21 protein-coding genes are annotated in these 23,787 nt (G+C 62.4%); 5 read left to right on the top strand and 16 right to left on the bottom strand.

All coding sequences use genetic code 11. The features are described from left to right. Positions 1-2: 2 nt before the first annotated feature. The 5 genes from AC07Y9_RS24175 (at position 3) to AC07Y9_RS24155 (ending at position 5,743) form a co-directional block, all read left to right on the top strand. Positions 3-680, top strand: a complete 678-nt coding sequence (locus tag AC07Y9_RS24175; RefSeq protein ID WP_007922121.1) for a heavy metal response regulator transcription factor — start codon at positions 3-5, stop codon at positions 678-680. Next, positions 670-2,034, top strand: a complete 1,365-nt coding sequence (locus tag AC07Y9_RS24170; RefSeq protein ID WP_102678595.1) for a heavy metal sensor histidine kinase — start codon at positions 670-672, stop codon at positions 2,032-2,034. Before AC07Y9_RS24175 ends, AC07Y9_RS24170 begins: the two co-directional genes overlap by 11 nt. Before the next feature lie 335 nt (positions 2,035-2,369). Beyond that, positions 2,370-2,594 carry a hypothetical protein gene (locus tag AC07Y9_RS24165; RefSeq protein ID WP_102678596.1) on the top strand — a complete coding sequence of 75 codons (225 nt, stop codon included), beginning with the start codon at positions 2,370-2,372 and terminating at the stop codon, positions 2,592-2,594. Positions 2,595-2,824: 230 nt separating this feature from the next. Further along, complete coding sequence (locus tag AC07Y9_RS24160) at positions 2,825-4,105, top strand: OprD family porin (protein WP_102678602.1); 1,281 nt, start codon at positions 2,825-2,827, stop codon at positions 4,103-4,105. 150 nt (positions 4,106-4,255) lie between these two features. Beyond that, positions 4,256-5,743, top strand: a complete 1,488-nt coding sequence (locus tag AC07Y9_RS24155; protein ID WP_102678597.1) for a sensor domain-containing diguanylate cyclase — start codon at positions 4,256-4,258, stop codon at positions 5,741-5,743. Positions 5,744-5,869: 126 nt separating this feature from the next. Here AC07Y9_RS24155 and lpxC read toward each other — a convergent pair whose 3' ends face one another. The 16 genes from lpxC to mraZ form a co-directional block, all read right to left on the bottom strand. Continuing rightward, a complete protein-coding gene (gene lpxC, locus AC07Y9_RS24150; protein WP_009045509.1) occupies positions 5,870-6,781 on the bottom strand; it encodes a UDP-3-O-acyl-N-acetylglucosamine deacetylase in 912 nt (303 codons plus the stop codon). Between the two features lie 112 nt (positions 6,782-6,893). Further along, positions 6,894-8,084 (bottom strand): cell division protein FtsZ, encoded by a 1,191-nt coding sequence (gene ftsZ / locus AC07Y9_RS24145; protein WP_007922129.1) that lies wholly within the window; start codon positions 8,082-8,084, stop codon positions 6,894-6,896. 65 nt (positions 8,085-8,149) lie between these two features. Then, entirely contained in the window at positions 8,150-9,409 is a 1,260-nt protein-coding gene (gene ftsA, locus AC07Y9_RS24140) for a cell division protein FtsA (protein ID WP_007922131.1), read from the bottom strand. 14 nt (positions 9,410-9,423) lie between these two features. Further along, a complete protein-coding gene (locus AC07Y9_RS24135; RefSeq protein WP_007922133.1) occupies positions 9,424-10,290 on the bottom strand; it encodes a cell division protein FtsQ/DivIB in 867 nt (288 codons plus the stop codon). Between the two features lie 4 nt (positions 10,291-10,294). Further along, positions 10,295-11,263: a D-alanine--D-alanine ligase gene (locus tag AC07Y9_RS24130; RefSeq protein ID WP_102678598.1), complete on the bottom strand. Its 969-nt coding sequence runs from the start codon at positions 11,261-11,263 to the stop codon at positions 10,295-10,297. Then, positions 11,260-12,717, bottom strand: coding sequence for a UDP-N-acetylmuramate--L-alanine ligase (gene murC, locus AC07Y9_RS24125; protein WP_007922136.1), 1,458 nt, complete (start codon positions 12,715-12,717; stop codon positions 11,260-11,262). Before murC ends, AC07Y9_RS24130 begins: the two co-directional genes overlap by 4 nt. Continuing rightward, complete coding sequence (gene murG, locus AC07Y9_RS24120) at positions 12,710-13,780, bottom strand: undecaprenyldiphospho-muramoylpentapeptide beta-N-acetylglucosaminyltransferase (protein ID WP_009050717.1); 1,071 nt, start codon at positions 13,778-13,780, stop codon at positions 12,710-12,712. The genes murC and murG overlap by 8 nt, the downstream gene beginning before the upstream one ends. Further along, positions 13,770-14,987: a putative lipid II flippase FtsW gene (gene ftsW / locus AC07Y9_RS24115; protein ID WP_007928477.1), complete on the bottom strand. Its 1,218-nt coding sequence runs from the start codon at positions 14,985-14,987 to the stop codon at positions 13,770-13,772. Before ftsW ends, murG begins: the two co-directional genes overlap by 11 nt. Continuing rightward, a complete protein-coding gene (gene murD, locus AC07Y9_RS24110) occupies positions 14,984-16,330 on the bottom strand; it encodes a UDP-N-acetylmuramoyl-L-alanine--D-glutamate ligase (protein ID WP_007928476.1) in 1,347 nt (448 codons plus the stop codon). Before murD ends, ftsW begins: the two co-directional genes overlap by 4 nt. Before the next feature lie 5 nt (positions 16,331-16,335). Then, a complete protein-coding gene (gene mraY, locus AC07Y9_RS24105) occupies positions 16,336-17,418 on the bottom strand; it encodes a phospho-N-acetylmuramoyl-pentapeptide-transferase (protein WP_007928475.1) in 1,083 nt (360 codons plus the stop codon). Next, positions 17,418-18,785, bottom strand: coding sequence for a UDP-N-acetylmuramoyl-tripeptide--D-alanyl-D-alanine ligase (locus tag AC07Y9_RS24100; RefSeq protein ID WP_062824697.1), 1,368 nt, complete (start codon positions 18,783-18,785; stop codon positions 17,418-17,420). The genes mraY and AC07Y9_RS24100 overlap by 1 nt, the downstream gene beginning before the upstream one ends. Further along, complete coding sequence (locus AC07Y9_RS24095; protein ID WP_102678599.1) at positions 18,778-20,241, bottom strand: UDP-N-acetylmuramoyl-L-alanyl-D-glutamate--2,6-diaminopimelate ligase; 1,464 nt, start codon at positions 20,239-20,241, stop codon at positions 18,778-18,780. The genes AC07Y9_RS24100 and AC07Y9_RS24095 overlap by 8 nt, the downstream gene beginning before the upstream one ends. Continuing rightward, a complete protein-coding gene (locus AC07Y9_RS24090) occupies positions 20,241-21,965 on the bottom strand; it encodes a peptidoglycan D,D-transpeptidase FtsI family protein (RefSeq protein WP_164523783.1) in 1,725 nt (574 codons plus the stop codon). Before AC07Y9_RS24090 ends, AC07Y9_RS24095 begins: the two co-directional genes overlap by 1 nt. Then, positions 21,965-22,258 (bottom strand): cell division protein FtsL, encoded by a 294-nt coding sequence (gene ftsL, locus AC07Y9_RS24085; protein WP_009050721.1) that lies wholly within the window; start codon positions 22,256-22,258, stop codon positions 21,965-21,967. Before ftsL ends, AC07Y9_RS24090 begins: the two co-directional genes overlap by 1 nt. Then, positions 22,255-23,202, bottom strand: a complete 948-nt coding sequence (gene rsmH, locus AC07Y9_RS24080; RefSeq protein WP_053262562.1) for a 16S rRNA (cytosine(1402)-N(4))-methyltransferase RsmH — start codon at positions 23,200-23,202, stop codon at positions 22,255-22,257. The genes ftsL and rsmH overlap by 4 nt, the downstream gene beginning before the upstream one ends. Then, positions 23,199-23,654, bottom strand: a complete 456-nt coding sequence (mraZ, locus tag AC07Y9_RS24075; protein ID WP_003205355.1) for a division/cell wall cluster transcriptional repressor MraZ — start codon at positions 23,652-23,654, stop codon at positions 23,199-23,201. Before mraZ ends, rsmH begins: the two co-directional genes overlap by 4 nt. Positions 23,655-23,787 lie beyond the last annotated feature (133 nt).

The following is a 23,787-nucleotide window of genomic DNA, read 5'->3' as shown; positions in this document are numbered from 1 at the left end:
TCATGCGCGTTCTGATTATCGAAGACGAAGAGAAAACCGCGGACTATCTGCACCGCGGCCTGACCGAACAAGGCTACACCGTGGACCTCGCGCGCGACGGCGTCGAGGGCCTGCACCTGGCGCTGGAAGGCGACTACGCGGTGATCGTACTCGACGTGATGCTGCCCGGCCTCGACGGCTTCGGCGTGCTGCGGGCGCTGCGCGCGCGCAAGCAGACACCGGTGATCATGCTCACCGCCCGCGAGCGCGTCGAAGACCGCATCAAGGGCCTGCGCGATGGCGCCGACGATTACCTGGGCAAGCCCTTTTCCTTCCTCGAACTGGTGGCACGCCTGCAGGCCCTGACCCGCCGCAGCGGCGGCCACGAACCGGTGCAGATCAGCATCGCCGACCTGTGGATCGACCTGATCAGCCGCAAGGCCAGCCGCGCCGGCACGCGCCTGGACCTGACCGCCAAGGAGTTCTCGCTGCTCAGTGTGCTCGCCCGGCGCCAGGGCGAGATCCTGTCGAAAACCGCGATCGCCGAGATGGTCTGGGACATCAACTTCGACAGCGACGCCAACGTCGTCGAAGTGGCGATCAAGCGCCTGCGGGCCAAGCTCGACGGGCCGTTCGAACAGAAACTGCTGCACACCATCCGCGGCATGGGGTATGTGCTGGAGAACCGCGGTGCCTCGTAATTCGATTGCCCTGCGCCTGAGCGGGCTGTTCACCCTGGTCGCCCTGCTGGTGTTCCTGCTGATCGGCGGCGCGCTCTATCAACAGGTGGACAAGGGCCTGGGCCTGCTGCCCGAGGCCGAGCTGGACGCGCGCTACAGCGTGCTGGAGTCGGCTCTGACGCGCTTCGGCAACCCGGAGCACTGGGCCAAGATCAACAACAAGCTCAAGCTGCTCAGCGAAGAAGACAAGCGCATCCGTTTCTGGGTGGTCAGCGGCGATCCCGCCTACGAATACGGCAACCCCGACCCGCAGATCCGCCGCTTCGCCCAAGGCCCGCTGGGCATGCGCGACCTGAGCCTGCCCGGGCATCCCTATCCGCTGAAAGTGCTGGTCAGCCAGCTGCCGGCCAAGGAGCTGCGCCCGCCGCTGCGCTTTCTGATCGCCATCGACACCGAGACCTTCTACGAGACCCAGCACCAGCTGCTGATTGCCCTGATCAGCCTGGCCATCATCGGCGTGCTGCTGGCCTCGGCGCTGGGTTACTGGGTGGCGCGCATCGGCCTCAAGCCCTTGATCGGGCTGTCCGAAGAGGCCCAGCGCCTGGCCCCGCCGAGGCTTTCCGGACGCCTGCAACTGTCGTCGCTGCCGCCGGAGCTGACGCAGTTCGCCAACTCGTTCAACTCGACCCTGGAGCGGGTGGAACAAGCCTATTCGCGCCTGGAATCCTTCAATGCCGACGTCGCCCACGAACTGCGCTCGCCCCTGACCAACCTGATCGGCCAGACCCAGGTGGCGCTGACCCGCGGGCGTTCCGCCGAGCATTATTTCGAGGTGCTGCAATCCAATCTCGAAGAGCTGGAACGGCTGCGCTCGATCATCAACGACATGCTGTTCCTGGCCAGCGCCGACCAGGGCAGCAAGGCCACCAAGCTCACCAGCACCTCCCTGGCCAGTGAAGTGGCGACCACCCTGGACTACCTGGACTTCATCCTCGAAGACGCCCAGGTCAAGGTCGAGGTCCGCGGCGATGCCCAGGTGCAGATCGAGATCGCCCACCTGCGCCGGGCGCTGATCAACCTGCTGAGCAATGCCGTGCAGCACACCGAGCCCGGGCAGGTGATCCGGGTGCAGATCGATGTGCAGGAACACCAGGTGAGCATCGGCGTGAGCAATCCCGGTCAGGCCATCGCCCGCGAGCATCTGCCCCGGCTGTTCGAGCGCTTCTACCGGGTCGACGCCTCCCGCAGCAACAGCGGCGCCAACCACGGCCTGGGGCTGGCGATCGTCAAGGCCATCGCCCTGATGCACGGCGGCGACGTGTTCGTGCGCAGCGATGACGGCATGAACACCTTCGGCCTCTACCTGCCGATCTGAGCGCTCCCTCTCCTCTGTAGGAGCAGCCGGTCGACGCTCGATTGCTCGCGATGGCGGCATGTCAGATACATCGCATTACCTCTATCGCCGACAAGCCTGGCGCCTACAGAAGCAGGCTCGCCACGGACCTGTAGGAGCGAAGCTTGCTCGCGATGGCGGTGCATCAGGCACAGCGCGTTGCCCCATCGCCGGCAAGCCTGGCGCCTACAGAAGCGGTGTCAACTATTGCTTTTGGCGTAACAGTGCTTATCCTGTTCGGCGCTTTTTCCAGCCGTCTTGAAGTTATATTTTTGTCGCACCTAATTTGAACTTGCTCTGCAAGAAGGTCTTCAGAAATGTCCAACAGTATGGGTATTGCCAGCGCATTTGTTTTGTCCTCCCTGTTCTTGGCCCCTATGGCCATGGCCGAAGAATCGCAGACTTTCGCCGCGCATAACGCCGCACGCGCCGCTGCCTTCCAGGACGCCCAGGAAGCGCTGGCTACCAAGCAACAGAACGGCAAGCAGCCGCAGGAGACCACGGCGGAACAACGCCAGCCGGACGTTCAGAAGGACAGCTGACACCTGCTACCGACTCGTTTCCCTCGACAACTTCTCTGCTCTAACCCTGGAGTAAGTTGTCTTAAAGCCGCTGATAACAGCGGCTTTTTTTTGCCATGTAAAACTGCCTGTTTCATTCGTTTCACCCAGAACAAGAAACACCCGAATCGACAATAACAACTGTCATCATTCATCCAAGGAGCTTTTTACCGGTGAAGGTCACTTCAACTCTCAGCCCGTTGTTCATTGCAATGGCTGCAACTATCGCCCCCTGTGTCCAGGCCGCCGACGAGGCCAGCCCCGAAGGTTTCGTCGAAGGCGCAAGCCTCAAGCTCAACGCCCGCAACTACTACATGAATCGCAACCGCCACCAGCAGGCTCCCGACAATATCGAATGGGGCCAGGGTTTCCTGGGGATCTTCGAGTCGGGTTATACCCAGGGTACTGTCGGTTTCGGCATCGATGCCAACGCCATGCTCGGCTTGAAACTCGATGGCGGTGGCGGCACCGACAGCTCGAGCATCCTGCCGGTCAGCGATGGCAGCGGCAAAGCGCCGACGTCGTTTTCCACTGCTGGCGCCACCCTGAAAATCCGCGCCTTCGACACCGAGCTCAAGGCCGGCGATCTGTTCCTCAACAATCCGGTGATCGCCGGTGGCCAGAGTCGCATGCTGCCGCAGACCTTCCGCGGGGTCAGCCTGGCCAACCACAGCTTCGACGGCTGGCTGCTCGAAGGCGGCCAGGCCAGCTTCACCAAGCCCTATAACCAGAGCGGCCGCCGACGTATCGACACGGCCTACGGCAAACTGGCGAATGGCGACGAAAGCCGCCACCTGAACTGGGCCGGCGTGGCCTGGAGCGGCGTGCCCGGGCTGACCAGCAGCCTGTACGCCGCCGAACTCAAGGACATCTGGAACCAGTACTACTACGACCTCGACTACAGCTATGCGCTGAACGAGCTGGTGACCCTGAACCCGGGCTTACACTTCTATCACACCCAAGACACCGGCGACGCGCTGCTGGGCGACATCGACAACAACACCTACAGCCTGCATTTCACCCTGGGCGTCGGTCACCATAGCCTCACCGCCGCTTACCAGCGGGTGAATGGCAACACCCCGTTCGACTACATCAACCAGGGTGACAGCATCTACCTGGACAACTCCCAGCAGTATTCGGATTTCAACGGCCCCAACGAGCGTTCGTGGAAACTCAAGTACGCCTACGACTTCGCCGGCCTCGGCCTGCCGGGCCTGACTTCGGCGCTCTCCTACTCGCGCGGCGAGCTGGACCTGACCAAGGTCGACCCGCACAGCCGTGGCTACGCCAACTGGTACAGCGCCGGCGGCGAGCACGCCAGGCACTGGGAACGCGACCTTGACCTCAAGTACGTGGTGCAGGGTGGCCAGGCCAAGGATCTGGCGGTCCGCCTGCAGTGGGCCACCAACCGTGGCGGCAACGGTTATGGCGCGCTGGACAATGACACCGACGAATACCGGGTGATCGTCGATTACCCATTCAGTGTGTTCTAAGCGCGAATAAGCAAAAGGCCAGCATCATTTTGCTGGCCTTTTTTTTGTCTGCGATTTATACATGCGCCCGCAGGCGCGATCGGTCTCTGCAACTCTGCTTGCTTCATCCGGAAACACCCCTGAAACGTACACACCGCAGAAGTCAGAACCATGAGTGTGAGTAGTGCGACACCCCGCAACACGACCACTTTGACCCGGTCGGAAAGGATGCTGATTCTTGGAAGCTCACTGATGGTCATCTCCATCCTGAGCATCGTGACCTTCTTGCTGATTCGCGAACGCGGCAGCGCCGAAATGGCCGCCACCCGCGCGGCCTCCAACATCGTGCAATTGATCGACGCCGACGTGCTGCGCAATGTCGAGCTGTACGACGTATCCCTGCGTGGCCTGATCAGCGCCTCGCAACGCGACGACCTGAAACAGGTATCGCCGACCATTCGCCATATGGCGCTGTTCGACCGGGCCACCGCGGCCCCCTACAAGGGCAACATCCTGCTGCTCGACTCGCGCGGCGACGTGCTCGCCGACTCCGCCTCGGTCGAACCGCGCCAGGGCAACTTTTCCGACCGGGAGTATTTCCAGTCCCATGTGAATAACCCTGATCCGGGCATGCTGATCAGCCGACCGTTCCGCGCCCGCCCGCCCGAGCTGGATTGGCGCATCAGTTTCAGCCGGCGGGTGTCCGGCGAGCGCGGGGAGTTCCTCGGCGTGGCCGAAGCAGCCATGCGCCTGGACTACTTCAGCCAATTGTTCAAAAGCCTGAATGTCGGCCGCGACAGCTCGGTCAACCTGATCAGTCGCGACGGTATCCTGCTGGCCCAGGAACCACCGCGAGCGGACAACCTGATCGGCCAGGACTTCAGCCAACGGCCCAATTTCATCCGCATCCTGCGCGAGGGGAACGGCAGCTTCAAAGGCATGTCCAGCACCCAGCAGCCGCGCCTGTATACCTTCTCCCAGGTCGGAGACCTGCCGCTGATCGTGATCGTGGCGCTTTCCAGCAATGAAGTCTTCGCCTCCTGGCAGCGCACCGCGCTGGTGGTCGGCGGCGCCACCGATGCGCTGTGCCTGGGCCTGCTGTGGCTGACCTGGCTGCTTTGCCGGGAATTGCGCCGCCGCCAGAGCGCCGAGCAGGAACTCGCGCAACTGGCCGCCACTGACGCTCTCACCGGCTTGGACAACCGCCGCAGCCTGGACCAGACCCTGGCCCGCGAATGGGGACGCGCACAACGCTCCCACAGCGCCCTGTCGCTGCTGATGTTGGACGTGGATCACTTCAAGGCCTTCAACGACCGCTACGGCCACCCGCTTGGCGATGAAGCCCTGCGCATCGTGGCCCGGGTGATCAGTGACAATATCCGTCGCCCCGGCGACCTGGCCGCACGCTACGGCGGCGAAGAGTTCGCCGTGGTCCTGCCGGAGACCGATAACGAAGGCGCCCGGCGTATCGCCGAGCATATCCGCCTGGCGATCGAGCGCCTGCCGCCGATCCGGGACGGCGCCTCGCCGATCACCATCAGCATCGGCCTCAGCACTTGGGCAGGCACGCCGAAGTCCAGCCTGGAAGCACTGTGCTCGATGGCCGACAAGGCGCTGTACCAGGCCAAGGCCGAAGGGCGAAACCGGGTGGTAGGTTAAAGCCTCATCGCGGGCAAGCCTCGCTCCTACGGGTTCCGTGACCTCATCAGCCGTGCAGCAATCTGCAGGCATAAAAAAAGGCCACCCGAAGGCAGCCTTTAAAAACTAAAGGAAAGAGAGTGTTACTTACACGGCCGCAACCGGACGCATGTAAGAGATCGGTGCAGTGCTGGCATCTTCGAAGGTCACGACTTCCCAAGCGTCTTTCTGCTCAATGAGCTTGCGCAGAAGCTGGTTGTTCAGTGCATGGCCCGACTTGAAGCCTTTGAACTCACCTATCAGGCTGTTGCCCAGCAGGTAGAGGTCACCAATTGCGTCGAGGATCTTGTGCTTCACGAATTCGTCTTCGTAGCGAAGGCCGTCCTCGTTCAGTACACCATCCGCGTCGACCACGATGGCGTTTTCCACGCTGCCGCCGAGTGCGAGGTTGTGCTTGCGCAGGTACTCGATATCACTCATGAAACCAAAGGTACGGGCGCGGCTGACTTCCTTCACGAACGAAGTGCTGGAAAAGTCCACGCTTGCACTCTGGGTGCGGTCACGGAAAACCGGGTGATCGAAATCGATCTCAAAGCTCACTTTAAAACCGTCGAAAGGCACGAAAGTGGCGCGCTTGTCGCCGTCTTCCACTGTCACCTCGCGAAGGATGCGGATGAACTTCTTGGCTGCGTCCTGTTCTTCCAGGCCGGCAGATTGAATCAGGAATACGAAGGGTCCAGCGCTGCCATCCATGATCGGGACTTCGGACGCGGAGAGCTCGACGTAGGCGTTATCGATGCCCAGGCCAGCCATGGCCGAGAGCAAGTGCTCCACCGTGTCCACTTTGGTGTCACCGTTGACCAGGGTGGTCGACATAGTGGTTTCACCAACGTTTTCCGCGCGAGCAGGAATCTGCACCACAGGGTCCAGGTCGGCACGACAAAACACAATGCCGGTGTCGACAGGCGCAGGCTTGAGGGTCAGGTAAACCTTCTCCCCGGAGTGCAGGCCTACACCTGTGGCACGGATAATATTCTTCAGGGTGCGTTGTTTAATCATGGCTTGGGCCGCTTCAGCGCAAATTGCGAACTGGTATCAACAAAGGCTGGCGATAATAGCAGACCAGACCTTTGCTGAACACCAATCACCCTAATACCCCTGATACATTCCATCAATCGGCCTGGCGACGCAGGAAAGCCGGGATGTCCAGGTAGTCCAGATCATCTTGCGGATTCAGCTTCGCCGCAGTCGCAGCACTGGCCTGAGCTTGGTTGCGCATGACGGTCGGACGGTCCAGATCACGGTAGTTGACCGACGGCAGTTCCTGACGGGCAGGTGCTGGCGCCTGTGCAGCGGCCATGGAGGTTTGCACGGTATTGTCGATGACCTTCACAGGCTTCTCGATTTTCGCGCCCAGACCTGTGGCAACCACAGTCACGTGCAGCTCGTCGCGCATGTCCGGATCGATAACGGTACCGACCTTGACCATCGCGTGCTCGGAAGCGAAGGCTTCGATGATGCTACCCACGTCGGAGTACTCACCCAGGGACAGGTCGGGACCGGCGGTGATGTTCACCAGGATGCCGCGCGCGCCTTGCAGGTTCACGTCTTCCAGCAGCGGGTTGCGGATCGCCGCTTCGGTCGCCTCACGTGCACGGTTAGGACCGCTGGCGCAGCCAGTGCCCATCATCGCCATGCCCATTTCGCTCATCACGGTGCGTACGTCGGCAAAGTCGACGTTGATCATGCCCGGACGCTTGATGATGTCGGAGATACCGCGAACGGCACCGGCCAGGACGTCGTCGGCCTTGGCGAAAGCCGACAGCAGGCTGGCGTCTTTGCCGAGGATGGTCAGCAGCTTTTCGTTGGGAATGGTGATCAACGAATCGACGCTTTCGCTCAGCGCGCGGATGCCTTCATCGGCGATCTGCATGCGCTTGCGGCCTTCGAACGGGAACGGACGGGTCACCACCGCAACGGTGAGGATACCCATTTCCTTGGCCACTTCGGCGATGATCGGCGCAGCACCGGTACCGGTACCACCGCCCATGCCGGTCGTGATGAACACCATGTTGGTGCCCGCCAGCACTTCAGCGATACGCTCGCGGTCTTCCAGGGCGGCTTGACGGCCGACTTCAGGATTGGCGCCAGCACCCAGGCCCTTGGTCACGCCGGTACCCAGTTGCAGGATGGTCCGCGCGCCGATGTTTTTCAGCGCTTGAGCATCAGTGTTGGCGCAGATGAATTCGACGCCTTCGATGTTGCTCTTGACCATGTGATTGACGGCGTTGCCGCCGCCACCGCCGACACCGATAACCTTGATTACCGGACTTGCGGGGACGTTGTCTACGAGTTCGAACATTTTCCCTCTCCTTTCATTTCTCTAGTTTTTTCGCCTACTGCTTACAACGGTGTTGCGGTAAATCTTCAGAAATTGCCCTGCACCCAGCTCTTGATGCGATCGAGCAAGGCGGCCTTGGGTTCGTCGCTGCTGTAGCTGTCCCGGCTACCGATGCCGGAGAACGAGATACCGTCGGACTGCTTCTGCAGCCCGTACAACAGCAAGCCCACGCCGGTGGAGTAGATCGGGTTGCGCACCACGTCGGACAGACCTTTGACGGTGTGCGGCACGCCCAGGCGGACCGGCATGTGGAAAATCTCTTCGGCCAGTTCGACCGCGCCTTCCATTTTCGAAGTACCGCCGGTCAGCACGATGCCGGCCGGGATCAGGTCTTCGTAGCCGCTGCGACGCAGTTCGGCCTGGATCAGGGTGAACAGCTCGTCGTAACGCGGCTCGACCACTTCGGCCAGGGCCTGGCGGGACAGCTCGCGCGGCGGACGGTCGCCGACGCTTGGCACCTTGATGGTTTCGCCGGCACCGGCCAGCTTGGCCAGGGCGCAGGCATAACGAATCTTGATTTCTTCGGCATACTGGGTCGGCGTACGCAGCGCCATGGCGATGTCGTTGGTCACCTGGTCGCCGGCAATCGGGATAACCGCGGTATGGCGGATCGCGCCTTCGGTGAAGATCGCGATGTCGGTGGTGCCGCCACCGATATCCACCAGGCACACGCCCAGCTCTTTCTCGTCGTCGGTCAGCACCGAATACGCCGAGGCCAGCTGTTCGAGAATGATGTCGTCGATTTCCAGGCCGCAGCGACGCACGCACTTTTCGATGTTCTGGGCGGCATTCACCGCGCAGGTCACCACGTGCACCTTGGCTTCCAGGCGTACGCCGGACATGCCCAGGGGCTCGCGCACGCCTTCCTGGTTATCGATCACGTAATCCTGCGGCAGGGTGTGCAGCACCCGCTGGTCGGCCGGAATCGCCACGGCCTGCGCCGCGTCGAGTACCCGCTCCAGGTCCGCCGAGCTCACTTCGCGATCACGAATCGCCACGATGCCGTGGGAGTTCAGGCTGCGAATGTGATTGCCCGCCACGCCGACGAACGCCGAGTGGATACGGCAGCCGGCCATCAGTTGCGCTTCTTCTACCGCGCGCTGGATCGATTGAACGGTGGACTCGATATTCACCACCACGCCCTTCTTCAGGCCGCGCGATGGATGGGTGCCGATACCGACGATTTCCAGCGTGCCATCGGCCGCGACCTCGCCTACCAGCGCCACCACCTTGGAGGTGCCGATATCCAGACCGACGATCATTTTGCCGCTTTGCACGTTTGCCATGGTCCTGCCTCTTCTTAATTCTTCGCGACGGCGGGTTGGGCCGTCGTGGGCGCTACAGGTTCCCGCCAGCCGACGGCCAGGCCGTTGGCATAACGCAGATCGATGCGCGCGATGTTCGTAATCTGTTCTTTCAGCGTTTTTTCATAAATGGCAATGAAGCGGCGCATCTTCTCCACCAGGTGATCGCGTCCGAGCAACAGTTCGATACCAGGACCGGCGCTGCCGGCCCCCGTGGTCAGGAACCAGCTGCCGCGCTCGCGCAACTCCAGACGGGCAATGGAGAAGCCCATCGGGCGAAGCATCTGGCTCAACACCTGGTACTGCTGCATCACCTGCTGCTGGGCCCGCTGCGGGCCGAACAACTGTGGCAAGTGCTCGTAGTTCGCCAGCTCACGCGGGGTGAAGGCCTGGCCCTGGTTGTTCAACAGCGCCTCGTCGCCCCAACGGGCCACCGGCAACTGCTCTTCCAGGCGAATCACCACCTGGTCCGGCCACACACGCCTTACCTCGGCATGAGCGATCCATGGCATCTGTTCCAGCTCGGTACGCATGCTCGCCAGGTCGATGGTGAAGAAGCTCGCCGCGACGTAGGGCGCGATCCGCTGCTGCACCGCCTGCTGGCTGATGTAACTCAGGTCGCCCTGCACCGCGACCTTGGTGATCGGCCGGTCGGCATAGGGCAACAGGCGCTGCGCGCCCTCGTAAGTGCCGAAGCCCAGCGCGACCAGCAGCACCGGCCACATCAGGCTTTTCAGCACGCCAAAGTTGGCTTTCGGCAGGCGCGCCGACATCGGCTCCTTGGCCACCATCCGGCTGGCACCACGCGGCACCGGCTTGCGGCCGGGAGCGGGTTGCTGATGACGTAGCTGGGCGCCTTGCATGGCCTTAACCTCGCGGCTCTGCGTTACTGACGACACTCTCCGCCAGGATGGCCAGAACCAGCTGCTGGAAATCCAGACCGGCGGCACGGGCCGCCATCGGAACCAGGCTGTGATCGGTCATGCCGGGAGCGGTGTTCACTTCCAGGAACCAGAACTGGCCATCGGCGTCCTGCATCACGTCGGCACGCGCCCAACCGGCGATACCGAGCGCCCCGCAGGCTTTCGCCGTCAGGTCCATGAGCTCCTGCTCTTTGTCGCTGTCGAGGCCACACGGAATCCGGTACTGGGTATCGGAAGCCAGGTACTTGGCGTCGTAGTCGTAAAACGTGTGGGGCGTGCCCAGGGCGATCGGTGGCAATACCTGGCCGCGCAGCGTGGCGATGGTGAACTCCGGACCTTGAATCCATTGTTCAACCAAGACTTGCGAGTCGTAGGTGCTGGCCGCTTTCCATGCGTCGATCAGTTCGGACGCGGATGTCACTTTGGCCATACCAATACTGGAACCTTCATGCGCCGGTTTGACGATCAAAGGCATGCCCAGTTCCGTAGCCGCAGAAATACAATCGGCCTCGGAGCCAAGTACGGCGTGGCGTGGCGTCGGAATACCGAGGCTGTGCCAGACCTGCTTGGTACGCAGTTTGTCCATCGCCAGCGCCGAAGCCAGGATGCCGCTGCCGGTGTAGGGAATGCCCATGCATTCCAGCAGGCCCTGCATGCTGCCGTCTTCGCCGCCACGACCGTGGAGGATGATGAAGGCACGGTCGATCTTCTCGTTCAGCAGGCGCTGCAGGAAGTCGTCACCGACGTCGATGCCGAAAGCGTCCACACCGGCGCTCAGCAAGGCTTCGAGCACGGCGTTACCGGACTTCAGCGAGACTTCGCGCTCGGCGCTCTTGCCGCCGAACAGCACGGCGACGCGACCGAAATCCTTCGGCGCGAGGGTCGAAAACAGAGAGGCGTAGGCGGCGGTCATTTCGACTTCCCCTGACCGGCAGGCACGGCGCCCGCGAACAACGGACTGCCCAGCAGCTTCGGCGCAAGACCGCCGATATCACCGGCGCCCTGGCACAGCAGGATGTCGCCGGCGCGCAGCAGCGGCTTGACCAGCGGCGCAAGGTCGACCCCACGCTCGATGTAGATCGGGTCCAGCTGACCGCGCTGACGGATGCTGTGGCACAACTGACGGCTGTCCGCCCCCGGGATCGGCTCTTCGCCCGCTGGATAGACTTCCATCAACAGCAGGACGTTGGCGTCCGCCAATACCTGGACAAAATCGTCGTACAGGTCGCGGGTGCGGCTGAAACGGTGCGGCTGGTAGACCATCACCAGGCGACGCTCAGGCCAGCCACCGCGCACGGCCTTGATCACCGCCGCGACTTCGGTCGGGTGGTGGCCGTAGTCGTCCACCAGCATCACGTTGCCGCCGTCCACCGGCAGTTCGCCGTAGACCTGGAAGCGACGTCCCACGCCCTGGAAGCCCGACAGGCCCTGGACGATGGCTTCATCGCTGATGCCTTCGTCGGTGGCGATGCAAATGGTCGCCAGGGCGTTCAGCACGTTGTGGTTGCCCGGCATGTTCACCGAGACATCCAGCGGCTCGCGATCGGGACGCAGCACGGTGAAGAAGGTCTGCATCCCCTGCTGGCGTACATTGATCGCGCGCACGTCGGCGCCTTCGTTGAAACCGTAGGTGACGGTCGGACGCTTGACCTGTGGCAGGATCTCGCGCACCACCGGGTCGTCCAGGCACAGCACGGCCAGGCCATAGAACGGCAGGTTGTGCAGGAATTCGACGAAGGTTTTCTTCAGCTTGTTGAAGTCACCGTCGTAGGTCGCCATGTGGTCGGCGTCGATGTTGGTCACCACGGCCACCAACGGCTGCAGGTGCAGGAAGCTGGCGTCGCTTTCATCGGCTTCGGCGATCAGGTAGCGGCTGGTGCCCAGCTGTGCATTGGTGCCAGCTGCATTCAGCCGGCCACCGATGACGAAGGTCGGGTCCAGGCCACCGGCGGCGAACACCGAGGCCAGCAGGCTGGTGGTGGTGGTCTTGCCGTGGGTACCGGCAACGGCGACGCCGTGGCGGTAGCGCATCAGCTCGGCGAGCATTTCCGCGCGCGGCACTACCGGGATACGGCGTTCCAGGGCGGTGGCCACTTCCGGGTTGGAGGTGTTCACGGCGCTGGACACCACCAGTACATCGGCGTTGGCGGCGTTCTCGGCACGGTGGCCGATAAAAATCTGCGCACCAAAGGACTCGAGGCGCTCGGTGACCGGCGACGCCTTGAGGTCGGAGCCGGAAACCTGGTAGCCCAGGTTCAGCAGTACTTCGGCGATCCCGCACATGCCCACGCCGCCGATACCGACGAAATGGATGCGACGGATACGGCGCATTTCCGGTTGTGGCATGGCTTTCTGATTCTCAACCATGGGCCACCTCCAGGCAGATATCGACCACGCTACGGGTGGCATCGGGTTTGGCCAGGCGACGTGCGGCGTCGGCCATGCTGTTGAGTCGTTCCGGTTGCATCAAAACCTCTGTCAGGCGAGCGGCAAGGTCCGCTGCGCCAGTCGTTCTTTGCGGCATCAGGAAGGCAGCGCCTTCACGAGCCAAATAATCGGCATTGCGGGTCTGGTGATCGTCGATGGCGTGAGGCAAAGGCACGAGCATCGAAGGCAGACCGGCGGCAGCCAGTTCACTGACGGTCAACGCGCCTGCGCGACAGACCACCAGGTCAGCCCAGCCGTAGGCTTGGGCCATGTCTTTGATGAACGGCTGCACCTGCGCCTCGACGCCGGCGGCGCGATAGCGCTCTGCAGTCACTTCATCGTGGTTTTTGCCGGCCTGATGAAACACTTCCGGACGCAGCTCGGGGGAGACCAGCGCCAGGGCTTCAGGCAGCAACTTGTTCAACGGCTCTGCTCCCAGGCTTCCACCCAGGATCAGCAAACGCGCCTTGCGTCCGGCCAAAGCCTCGCGCGGTGTATCGAGGAACAGCTCGGTGCGCACCGGGTTGCCGGTGGTACGCCGGCTGCTGGAGGCACCAAAGGTGTCCGGGAAAGCTTCGCAGACTCGGGCCGACAACGGCACCAGCAGCCGATTGGCGGTACCGGCGACCGCGTTCTGTTCATGAACGATCACTGGCACGCCGGACAGTTTTGCCGCGACGCCACCAGGGCCGGTCACATAACCGCCAAAGCCCAGCACGCAGACCGGCTTGAGCTGACGAATGATCCGGCGCGCCTGCAGCACTGCCTTGAGCAGCACGAATGGCGCCTTGAGCAGCGACAGCTTGCTCTTGCCCCGCAGGCCGCTGACGTTGATCAGGTGCAGCTGCAGGCCGGCATTCGGCACCAGCTCGTTTTCGATGCCGCGCGGGGTGCCGAGCCAGTGCACGGTATAACCGCGCGCCTGGAATTCGCGGGCACAGGCCAGCGCCGGGAACACGTGACCGCCGGTGCCACCGGCCATGATCAGCACGTTAGCGCCCATGGCTTGGCTCCTCGGCGAAGTCGCTCTCGCTGAACTCCATTTCTTCGCTGCCCAGGTGGGTCCGACTCTCCCACTCGATGCGCAGCAACAGGCCAAGACAGGCGCAACAGATCACCAACGAACTGCCGCCATAACTTAGGAACGGCAAGGTCAGACCTTTGGTCGGCAACAGGCCGACGTTCACCCCGATGTTGATCAGGAACTGGCCGATCCACAGGAACGACAAGCCATAAGCGACATAGGCGGCAAAGAACTGCTTGGCTTTCTCGGCCCACAGGCCGATGTACATGCCACGGATACAGACGAAGACGAACAACGCCACCGTGCACAGGGAACCCACGGCACCCAGCTCTTCGGCCAGGACCGAGAACACGAAGTCGGTGTGGGCTTCCGGCAGGTAGAACTGCTTCTGCACGCTGTTGCCCAGGCCAACGCCCAGCCATTCGCCGCGACCGAAAGCGATCAAGGCCTGGGACAACTGGTAGCCCGCACCGAACTGGTCGGCCCAGGGGTCGGCAAAGTTGGTCAGGCGCGCCATTCGATAGGGCTGCATCTGAATCAGCAGGACCACCGCCGCGACCGCCAGGACCACCATCAAGGAGAAACGGAACAGCCCGACCCCGCCGAGGAACAGCATCGCCGCCGCGGCCCCCATCATCACCACGGTGGCGCCGAAGTCCGGCTCCATCAGCAGCAGGCCAGCCATCGGCAACAGCACGATGAATGGCTTGAAGAAGCCCATCCAGCTTTCGCGCACTTCTTTCTGACGACGCACCAGGTAACCGGCGAGGTAGATCACCACGAACACCTTGGCGATCTCGGAAGGCTGGACGTTGAAGAAACTGAAGCCGATCCAGCGCATCGAACCGTTCACCTCGCGGCCGATTCCCGGGATGATCACCATCACCAGCAAACCGAAGGCACCGAGCAGCATCATCCAGCCCAGGCGTTGCCAGGTGGCGATCGGAATCATCATGGTGACGATGCAGGCACCCAGGCCCAGCACCACGTAGATCAGGTGGCGAATCATGTAATACAGGGCGCTGCCCGATTGCACCGCCGCCACTTCGGTGGAGGCCGAGGCGATCATGATCAGCCCGAGGCCGAGCAGCGTCAGGCAGCCGGCGAGCATCGGGAAGTCGAGGTCGACGCCGCGCCCGGTGATGATCGGCGATGGATAAGGCTTGATGATGTCTCTCAGGTTCATGCCAGATCCTCCACGGCGCGGACGAACTGGTGACCACGGTCTTCGTAGTTCTTGAACATGTCGAAACTGGCGCAGGCAGGCGACAGCAGCACCACGTCGCCGGACTGGGCGGCGGCACGGCATTGCGCCACGGCGTCGACCAGGGAGCCGACACGAATCAGCGGCACGGCATCGCCGATGGCCTCGCCGATCTTGTCGGAATCGCGGCCCATCAAGATCACGGCACGGCAGTTGGCCGCCACCGGATCGCGCAGGTCCTTGAACTCGGCACCCTTGCCGTCGCCACCGGCGATCAGCACGATCTTGCCTTCGATATCCGCGCCCAGGCCTTCGATGGCTGCCAGTGCGGCACCCACGTTGGTGGCCTTGGAGTCGTTGTAATAACCCACGCCATCCAGGTCGCGAACCCACTGGCAGCGGTGCTCGAGGCCGGCGAAGGTGCGCAGGGCCGAGAGCATGGCATCGAACGGCAGGCCGACCGCATGTCCCAGAGCCAGCGCCGCCAGGGCGTTGGACTGGTTATGGGCGCCACGGATCTTCAGCTCGCGCACCGGCATCAGGTTCTGGAATTCGAAGGCCAGGTATTTCTCGCCATTCTCTTCACGCAGGCCGAACGCCTTGAAATCGGGTTTGCTCAGGCCGAAGGTCCAGCACGGCAGGCCTTCGCCGATCAATGGCCGGGTCAGGGCATCCTGGCGGTTGAACACCACTTGCCGGGCGCCACGGAAGATCCGGTGCTTGGCCAGGTGATACGCCGGCAGGCCGCTGTAGCGGTCCATATGGTCTTCGCTGATGTTCAGCACGGTGGCCACTTCGGCACCCAACTGGTCGGTGGTTTCCAGCTGGAAGCTGGACAGTTCCATGACATACAGCTCGACATCGTCGCTGAGCAGGTCCAGGGCCGGCGTGCCCAGGTTGCCGCCCACGGCGACACGCTTGCCCGCCGCCGCAGCCATTTCCCCCACCAGGGTGGTCACGGTGCTTTTCGCGTTGGAACCGCTGATGGCGACGATCGGCGCCTTCGCGTTACGCGCGAACAGCTCGATATCGCCGGAGAGTTTCACCCCACGGGCGGCGGCGGCTTGCAGGGCCGGGGTCGCCAGGGCCAGGCCAGGGCTCACGTAGAGCTCGTCGGCGCGGCACAGGAAGTCGACGTCCAGCTCGCCACAACGCACTTCCACATGCGGATAGTCACGGCGCAGCGTGGCCAGTTCCGGTGGATTTTCCCGCGTATCGGCGACGGCAAACGATACGCCCCGGTTCGCCAGGAAGCGAACCAGGGACATGCCGCTCTTGCCGAGGCCGACAACGATGCGGAAGTGGTCAGAAGCGATCAGAGACACTCGTTCTACCTCAGCTTCAGGGTGGCAAGGCCGATCAGCACGAGAATCACGGTGATGATCCAGAAACGGACGATCACACGCGGCTCGGGCCAGCCCTTGAGTTCAAAGTGGTGGTGAATCGGCGCCATACGAAATACACGACGACCGGTCAATTTGAAGGAAGCAACTTGAATGACCACCGACAGGGTTTCCATCACGAACACGCCGCCCATGATGAACAGAACGATTTCCTGGCGAACGATCACCGCAATGGTGCCCAGGGCCGCGCCCAGCGCCAGCGCGCCGACGTCGCCCATGAAGACTTGTGCCGGGTAAGTGTTGAACCACAAGAAACCGAGCCCGGCGCCGATCAGCGCGCCGCAGAACACGATCAGTTCACCCGCGCCCGGAACGTAAGGAATCAGCAGGTACTCAGCGAATTTCACGTTACCCGACAGGTAGCAGAAGATGCCCAGGGCGCCGCCTACCATCACGGTCGGCATGATCGCCAGGCCGTCGAGGCCATCAGTCAGGTTGACCGCGTTACTGGAGCCGACGATCACGAAATAGGTCAGGACCACGAAGCCGATACCCAGCGGAATGCTGACGTCCTTGAGCATGGGGATCAGCAAGGTGGTTTCGACCGGGGTTTGCGCGGTGACGTACAGGAAGATCGCCGCGCCCAGGCCAAATACCGACTGCCAGAAGTACTTCCAGCGGCTCGGCAGGCCACGGGAGTTCTTCTCGATCACCTTGCGATAGTCATCGACCCAGCCAATGGCGCCGAACAGCAGGGTGACCAGCAACACCACCCACACATAACGGTTGCTCAGGTCGGCCCACAGCAGGGTGCTGATACCGATGGCCGAAAGAATCAACGCGCCGCCCATGGTCGGAGTGCCCGACTTGGAGAGGTGCGATTGCGGACCGTCATTACGCACGGCCTGGCCGATCTGACGGGTCTGCAGAGTGCGGATCATCCACGGCCCCAGCCACAAGGACAGCACCAGTGCAGTCAGTACCCCGAGAATCCCGCGCAGGGTCAGGTACTGAAAGACCGCGAAGCCTTTGTAGAACTGTTGCAGGTACTCCGCTAGCAGCAGCAGCATCAATGTTTCTCCGTGCTGGAACCACACAAAGCCGCGACGATGTTTTCCATCACCGCGCTGCGCGATCCCTTGATCAAAATAGTGGTGTTTGTATCTTGCTCGGCGCCCAGGGCTGCAATCAGCTCGGCCTGGCTGGCGAAGTGTCGGGCGTGCTCACCGAAGGCGGCGACCGCGTGAGCCATCATCGGGCCCACGGCATAGAGCGCCGACACCTTGCCGGCGGCATAAGCACCCACTTCGCGGTGCCCCTGCTCCGCCCAATCGCCCAACTCGCCGATATCTCCGAGCACCAGGACGGTGCGACCGGAAAAGCCGGCGAGTATATCAACGGCCGCGCACATTGACGTGGGGTTCGCGTTATAGGTGTCGTCGATTACCCGCATACCGTTTTTCGCCAGCTGGGCGACAGTGCGGCCCTTGACCGGCTGCACCGCGTTGAGCCCGGTGGCGATGCCGAACAACGACACGCCCAGGGCATGCGCGGCAGCGGCAGCGGCCAGGGCATTGGCAACGTTATGGGTACCCAGCAGGTTCAACTGGACACGCTCGGAACCGTTGCCCGCGTGCAGGGTGAAGTTCGGGCAGCCACGGGCATCGCGCTGGATATCCGAGGCGTAAAAGTCGGCGGCATTGTTGGTCAGGGCAAAACTCAGCACCTGACGGCCAGCGGCGCGGGCTTTCCAGATCGGGAAGGCCTTGTCGTCGAGGTTGAGCACAGCGGTACCGGAAGCATCCAGCCCTTCAAGGATCTCGCCCTTGGCCTCGACGATTTTCTCCGGCCCGCCAAACTCGCCCACATGAGCGGTACCGGCATTATTGATGATGGCGACCTGCGGCTTGGTCATCGCCACGGTGTAGGCAATTTCGCCGATGCGCGAAGCCCCCAGCTCGATCACGGCCGCGGTGTGCTCCGGGGCCAGTTCCAGCAGGGTCAAGGGCGCGCCCAGGTCGTTGTTCAGATTGCCGCGTGTGGCAAGCACCGGCCCGCGCGTGCGCAGGATGCTCGCAAGCATTTCCTTGACTGTGGTCTTGCCGCTGGAGCCGGTAATCGCCGCTACCGGCTTGGTGAAAGCCGCGCGATTCAACGCCCCCAGTTGGCCGAGCGCCTGCCGGGTATCGCTGACCAGCAGCTGCGGCAGCGTGCTGTCTGGCACTTCGCGTTCGACCAGGGCACCGACGGCGCCTTTGGCGGCGACTTCATTCAGGTAGTCGTGCCCGTCGAAACGCGGGCCGGCCAGGGCAATAAAGAGTTGGCCCGGCTTGATCGCCCGGCTGTCGATGCTCACGCCATCGAAGCTGCAATCGCCAGCCAGCAGGCGCCCGGCCAGCGGTCCGCTCAGTTCACTGAGTTTCAGGGCCTTAAGCATGGGCCACCTCCCACGCGGTCAGCGCTCGATCGGCTTCCACCAGGTCGGAGAAGTCGAGACGCACGCCATTGATTTCCTGATAGTCCTCATGACCTTTACCGGCCAGGACAATCACGTCGTCCGCCGAAGCGCCGGCGACCAACTGGGCGATGGCCAGGCCGCGACCGGAAACGAACTCGACCTTGTCCACTGCGCTGAAGCCGGCACGAATGTCGTCGAAAATCTGCGCCGGATCTTCCGTGCGCGGGTTGTCGTCGGTGACCAGCACGCCGTCGGCCAGGCGCTCAACCACTTCCGCCATCAGCGGACGCTTGCCGCGATCGCGATCGCCGCCGCAGCCGAACAGGCACAGCAAACGGCCCTTGGCATGGGGACGCAGGGCCAGCAATACCTTTTCCAGGGCATCCGGGGTGTGGGCGTAATCGACCACCACCAGCGGTTGCGAACCACCGCCCAGGCGCTGCATGCGACCGGCCGGGCCTTCCAGTTTCGGCAGTACGTGAAGGATTTCGTCGAGGGCGTAATCCAGGCCGAGCAAGGCGCCGACAGCGGCCAGCACGTTGCTCAGATTGAAACGACCGAGCAAGGTGCTACGCAGATGATGTTCGCCCTGCGGAGTCACCAGGGTCGCACGCACGCCTTCGTCGTCGAATTGCGCTTCGCGGCAGTACAGATAGGCCCGCGGATCCTCGAGACTGTAGGTAATCAACCGCGAATCCTGTTCGTCACTGGCCAGCAGCCGACCGAAGTCATCGTCGAGGTTGATGACACGGCACCCCAGATCGGTCCAGCCGAACAGCTTGGCCTTGGTGGAGCCGTAGGCTTCCATGGTGCCGTGATAATCCAGATGATCGCGAGACAGATTGGTCAGCACCGCCACGTCGAAGGCCAGAGCACTGACTCGCCCCTGGTCCAGACCATGGGACGACACTTCCATCGCCACGGCCTTGGCGCCGGCCTTTTTCAGGTCGGCCAGGGTGGCCTGCACGGCAATCGGGTTCGGCGTGGTATGCATGCCGCTTTGCAGCGCGCCATAAAAACCGCTGCCGAGGGTGCCGACAATGCCGCAGTGCTGGCCCAGCAGATCGAGTGCCTGCGCCACCAACTGGGTCACGCTGGTCTTGCCGTTGGTACCGGTCACGCCAATCAGGTTGAGGTTGCGGCTCGGGTCGCCATAAAAACGCCCGGCGATATCCGACAACTGCGCCGCCAGGCCTTTGACCGGAATCAGCGGCACGTCGGTAATCGGCAGGACAGTCGCGCCTTCGACTTCATAAGCCACCGCAGCTGCACCGCGCTGCAAGGCGTCGGCGATGTGCGCACGACCATCGAACTTGCCGCCAGGAACCGCAAGAAACAGATCGCCGGCGCGCACATTGCGGCTGTCCAGGGTCAGTTCGCGAATCAGCAGATCACGACCAGCGTGGGCGAAAATCTTGTTCAGGCTAAGAGACATCAGCCGCGCCCTCCTTTAGCTGGTGCCGCATTGGCTTGTTGGGTAGGTGGCAGGTTGTCCGGCGAGATATTCATCAGACGCAGGGTGCCGGACATCACTTTGCTGAACACCGGCGCCGATACCAGACCACCGAAGTAACCGGCCTTGCTCGGCTCGTCGATCACCACGACGATGGCGTAGCGCGGATCGCTCATCGGGCCGAAACCAGCGAACAGCGAGCGGTAGGAGTTCTCGGCATAACCCTTGGTACCGACCGAAGTCTTACGCGCAGTACCACTCTTGCCGGCCACGTGATAAGCCGGCACCTGGGCACGGAACACACCGCGCGGCGCCTCGATCACCTGCTGCAACATGCCTTGCATGGTCTTGGCGACCTTTTCCGGAATCACCTGGGTGGTTTCCGGAGTCCTGTCGGTTTTGATCAGAGTCAGCGGAGCGATGCGACCGTTATTGGCCAGGGCCGAGAAGGCGTGAACCAGCTGGATCGCGGTCACCGAAATGCCGTAGCCGTACGACAGCGTGGCGGTCTCGGCCTTGCGCCACTCGCGGTAATTCGGCAGGTTGCCAACTCGCTCACCCGGGAAGCCGAGACCGGTGTCCTGGCCAAGACCGATTTTCTGGGCCAAGCGGAAGATGGCTTCGCCACCGATATCGAAGGCGATCTTGCTCATGCCGACGTTACTGGAATTGATCAGAATCCCGGTCAGGTCGAGTACCGCACCTTCAGTCTTGGATACGTCACGAATGGTGTATTTACCGATCTGCAGCGTGCCTGGATACACCTCGACGGTGTCACTCGGTTTCCAGCGCCCGGTTTCCAGCGCCGCGCTCATGGAGATGGCCTTCATGGTCGAACCCGGCTCGAACACGTCGATCATGGCGCGGTTACGCATCATCGCCGGTTGCAGGTTGCGACGGTTGTTCGGGTTGTAGGTCGGCTGGTTGACCATGGCCAGGATCTCGCCGGTCTTCACGTCCATGATGACCAGGCTGCCGGCCTTGGCGCCGTTCTCGACGATGGCATTGCGCAGCTCGCGGTTGGCCAGGTATTGCAGGCGCAGGTCAATCGACAACGCCAAGGGCTTGCCGGCCTTGGCGTTTTTGGTGACCTGGACATCCTTGATCAGTCTGCCGCGCCGGTCCTTGATGACCTGGCGCTTGCCCGGAACTCCGGCGAGCCACTCGTCATAAGCCAGTTCGACCCCTTCGCGGCCGCGATCGTCGATGTCGGTAAAGCCGACCATGTGCGCGGTCACTTCGCCGGCCGGGTAGAAGCGCCGGAACTCTTCGATGCCATACACCCCCGGCACCTTGAGATCGAGAACTTGCTGGCCCTGCTCGGGCGTCAGGCCGCGCACCAGGTAGATGAATTCTTTATTGGCTTGCGCTTCAAGGCGCTCGGCCAGCGCCTTGGGGTCTTGCCCCAAGGCAGCAGCCAATGCTGGCCACTTGTCCTTGGCCAGCTGCATTTCCTTGGCGTTGGCCCACAGAGTGGTCACTGGCGTACTGACCGCCAGCGGCTCGCCGTTACGGTCGGTGATCAAGCCACGGTGAGCCGGGATCGGAATATGCCGAACGCTGCGCGCATCGCCCTGCCCCTTGAGGAAGTCGCGATCGACGACCTGCAGGTCGATGATGCGCCAGGCGATCGCCGCCACCATGATGCCGAGCAAGCCCAGCACCAGGCGGAACCGCCAGGGGAAGAGTGCGCCTTCAAGCTTCATCATGGCGCCACCATCTGGACTTCTGCCGCGCCGGGAATGCGCATTTTCAGTTGCTCGGTGGCCAGCACTTCGATCCGGCTATGGGCGGTCCAGGTGCTTTGCTCGAGAATCAGCCGGCCCCACTCCGCTTGTGCCTTGTCACGCACACTCAACTCGCCGTACAGCGTGTTGAGCAGTTGGCGATTCCAGTGGGCGCTATAGGACACCGCAATCGCGGACACCAGGACGCCGATGAACAGCAGAAGCATGAAAAAGCTTCCGCCTGGAAGTGGCTTGGCGAAAAGCTTGCTCACCGCAGCTTCTCCGCAACGCGCATGACAGCACTACGGGAACGCGGGTTGGCCTTGAGCTCGGCATCGGAGGCCGTCTGCGCTTTGCCATGGACTTTGATTTTCGGCTCGAAAGCCACGTGGCGTACCGGCAGGTTGCGAGGCAGGTTGTCCGCCTCGCCCTTCACCAGCTTGCGCATGAACAATTTGACGATGCGGTCTTCCAGCGAGTGGAAACTGATGACCACCAGACGGCCGCCGACCTCCAGGCATTCCAGCGCGGCTTCGAGGCCGGCTTCCAGATCGCCCAGTTCGTTGTTGACATGAATGCGCAACCCCTGGAACGCACGGGTTGCCGGGTTCTTGCCCTTTTCCCAGGCCGGGTTGGCGACTTTCAAGACTTCCGCCAGGTCGGCGGTGCGTTCGAACGGCTTGATGTCGCGGCGCTCAGCCACGGCGCGGGCCATACGACCGGAGAAACGCTCTTCGCCGTATTCCTTGAATACACGGGCGATTTCTTCCACCGGCGCGGTGTTGACGAACTCCGCCGCGCTGATGCCGCGGGACGGGTCCATGCGCATATCCAAGGGACCATCATTGAGAAAACTGAAGCCGCGCTCAGGATCGTCGAGCTGCGGCGAAGACACACCCAGGTCGAGCAGCACGCCGCTGACCTTGCCATCCAGGCCGCGCTCGGCCACCTCCGAGCCCAGTTCGGCAAAGCTGCGCTGCACAACGACAAAGCGGCCGTCTTCGGCCGCTAGCGCTTGCCCGGTGGCAATCGCTTGAGGATCTTTGTCGAATCCGAGCAGCCGGCCATCCGGCCCGAGTTTGCTGAGGATCAGACGACTATGACCACCGCGACCGAAGGTGCCATCCAGATAGCAGCCATCAGGACGTACGGCGAGAGCCTCGACGGCTTCGTCAAGCAGTACGGTGATGTGGTTAAAGCCGCTATCAATAGTCACAGGATCAAATCACGCAGTTCATCAGGCATGGCGCCCGGTTGTTGAATAGCTGCCAGGTCCGCTGCGGAAACAGCATTCCAGGCATCCTCGTCCCACAGTTGGAACTTGTTCAGTTGGCCTACCAACATTGCGCGCTTATCCAACTTGGCATATTCGCGCAGACGCGGCGGAACCAGAAAACGACCACTGCCATCGAGTTCGAGGTCGACGGCATTACCAATCAGCAAACGCTGCAAGCGACGGTTTTCTTCACGTAGCGAAGGCAGCGCGCGCAGCTTGGTTTCAATAATTTCCCACTCGTCGAGGGGGTAGACACACAAACACGGATCAACGGCATCAATAGTGACGATAAGTTGCCCGGAACTACGCGAAACGAGCTCGTCACGGTACCGGCTCGGCATGGCGAGACGGCCCTTTGCGTCGAGACTGATAGCGTTAGCTCCGCGAAACACGTCAGCGTTTCTCCAAATTTTAGCGTTTTACGCCCAAAAAACCCACTTCATGCCACTTTCCGCCACTTGCGCACACTATAGGAATGCGCCCACCACACCGTCAAGGCACGGAGCGACGGAAAAGCCTTATAGA

It is taken from the genome of Pseudomonas sp. GW456-L12 (assembly GCF_059424045.1).
This window is presented reverse-complemented; position numbering and strand designations above follow the sequence as displayed.

Bases quoted from the DNA above. Each gene is read 5' to 3' on its own strand.
- AC07Y9_RS24095 (WP_102678599.1), bottom strand. From the start codon at position 20,241: ATGTCTCTTAGCCTGAACAAGATTTTCGCCCACGCTGGTCGTGATCTG.
- murC (WP_007922136.1), bottom strand. From the start codon at position 12,717: ATGGTTGAGAATCAGAAAGCCATGCCACAACCGGAAATGCGCCGTATC.
- AC07Y9_RS24135 (WP_007922133.1), bottom strand. From the start codon at position 10,290: ATGCAAGGCGCCCAGCTACGTCATCAGCAACCCGCTCCCGGCCGCAAG.
- lpxC (WP_009045509.1), bottom strand. From the start codon at position 6,781: ATGATTAAACAACGCACCCTGAAGAATATTATCCGTGCCACAGGTGTA.
- AC07Y9_RS24165 (WP_102678596.1), top strand. From the start codon at position 2,370: ATGTCCAACAGTATGGGTATTGCCAGCGCATTTGTTTTGTCCTCCCTG.
- AC07Y9_RS24175 (WP_007922121.1), top strand. From the start codon at position 3: ATGCGCGTTCTGATTATCGAAGACGAAGAGAAAACCGCGGACTATCTG.
- ftsA (WP_007922131.1), bottom strand. From the start codon at position 9,409: ATGGCAAACGTGCAAAGCGGCAAAATGATCGTCGGTCTGGATATCGGC.
- AC07Y9_RS24160 (WP_102678602.1), top strand. From the start codon at position 2,825: ATGGCTGCAACTATCGCCCCCTGTGTCCAGGCCGCCGACGAGGCCAGC.
- mraY (WP_007928475.1), bottom strand. From the start codon at position 17,418: ATGCTGCTGCTGCTAGCGGAGTACCTGCAACAGTTCTACAAAGGCTTC.
- AC07Y9_RS24090 (WP_164523783.1), bottom strand. From the start codon at position 21,965: ATGAAGCTTGAAGGCGCACTCTTCCCCTGGCGGTTCCGCCTGGTGCTG.
- AC07Y9_RS24130 (WP_102678598.1), bottom strand. From the start codon at position 11,263: ATGACCGCCGCCTACGCCTCTCTGTTTTCGACCCTCGCGCCGAAGGAT.
- AC07Y9_RS24155 (WP_102678597.1), top strand. From the start codon at position 4,256: ATGAGTGTGAGTAGTGCGACACCCCGCAACACGACCACTTTGACCCGG.
- AC07Y9_RS24100 (WP_062824697.1), bottom strand. From the start codon at position 18,785: ATGCTTAAGGCCCTGAAACTCAGTGAACTGAGCGGACCGCTGGCCGGG.
- murG (WP_009050717.1), bottom strand. From the start codon at position 13,780: ATGGGCGCTAACGTGCTGATCATGGCCGGTGGCACCGGCGGTCACGTG.
- ftsZ (WP_007922129.1), bottom strand. From the start codon at position 8,084: ATGTTCGAACTCGTAGACAACGTCCCCGCAAGTCCGGTAATCAAGGTT.
- ftsW (WP_007928477.1), bottom strand. From the start codon at position 14,987: ATGAACCTGAGAGACATCATCAAGCCTTATCCATCGCCGATCATCACC.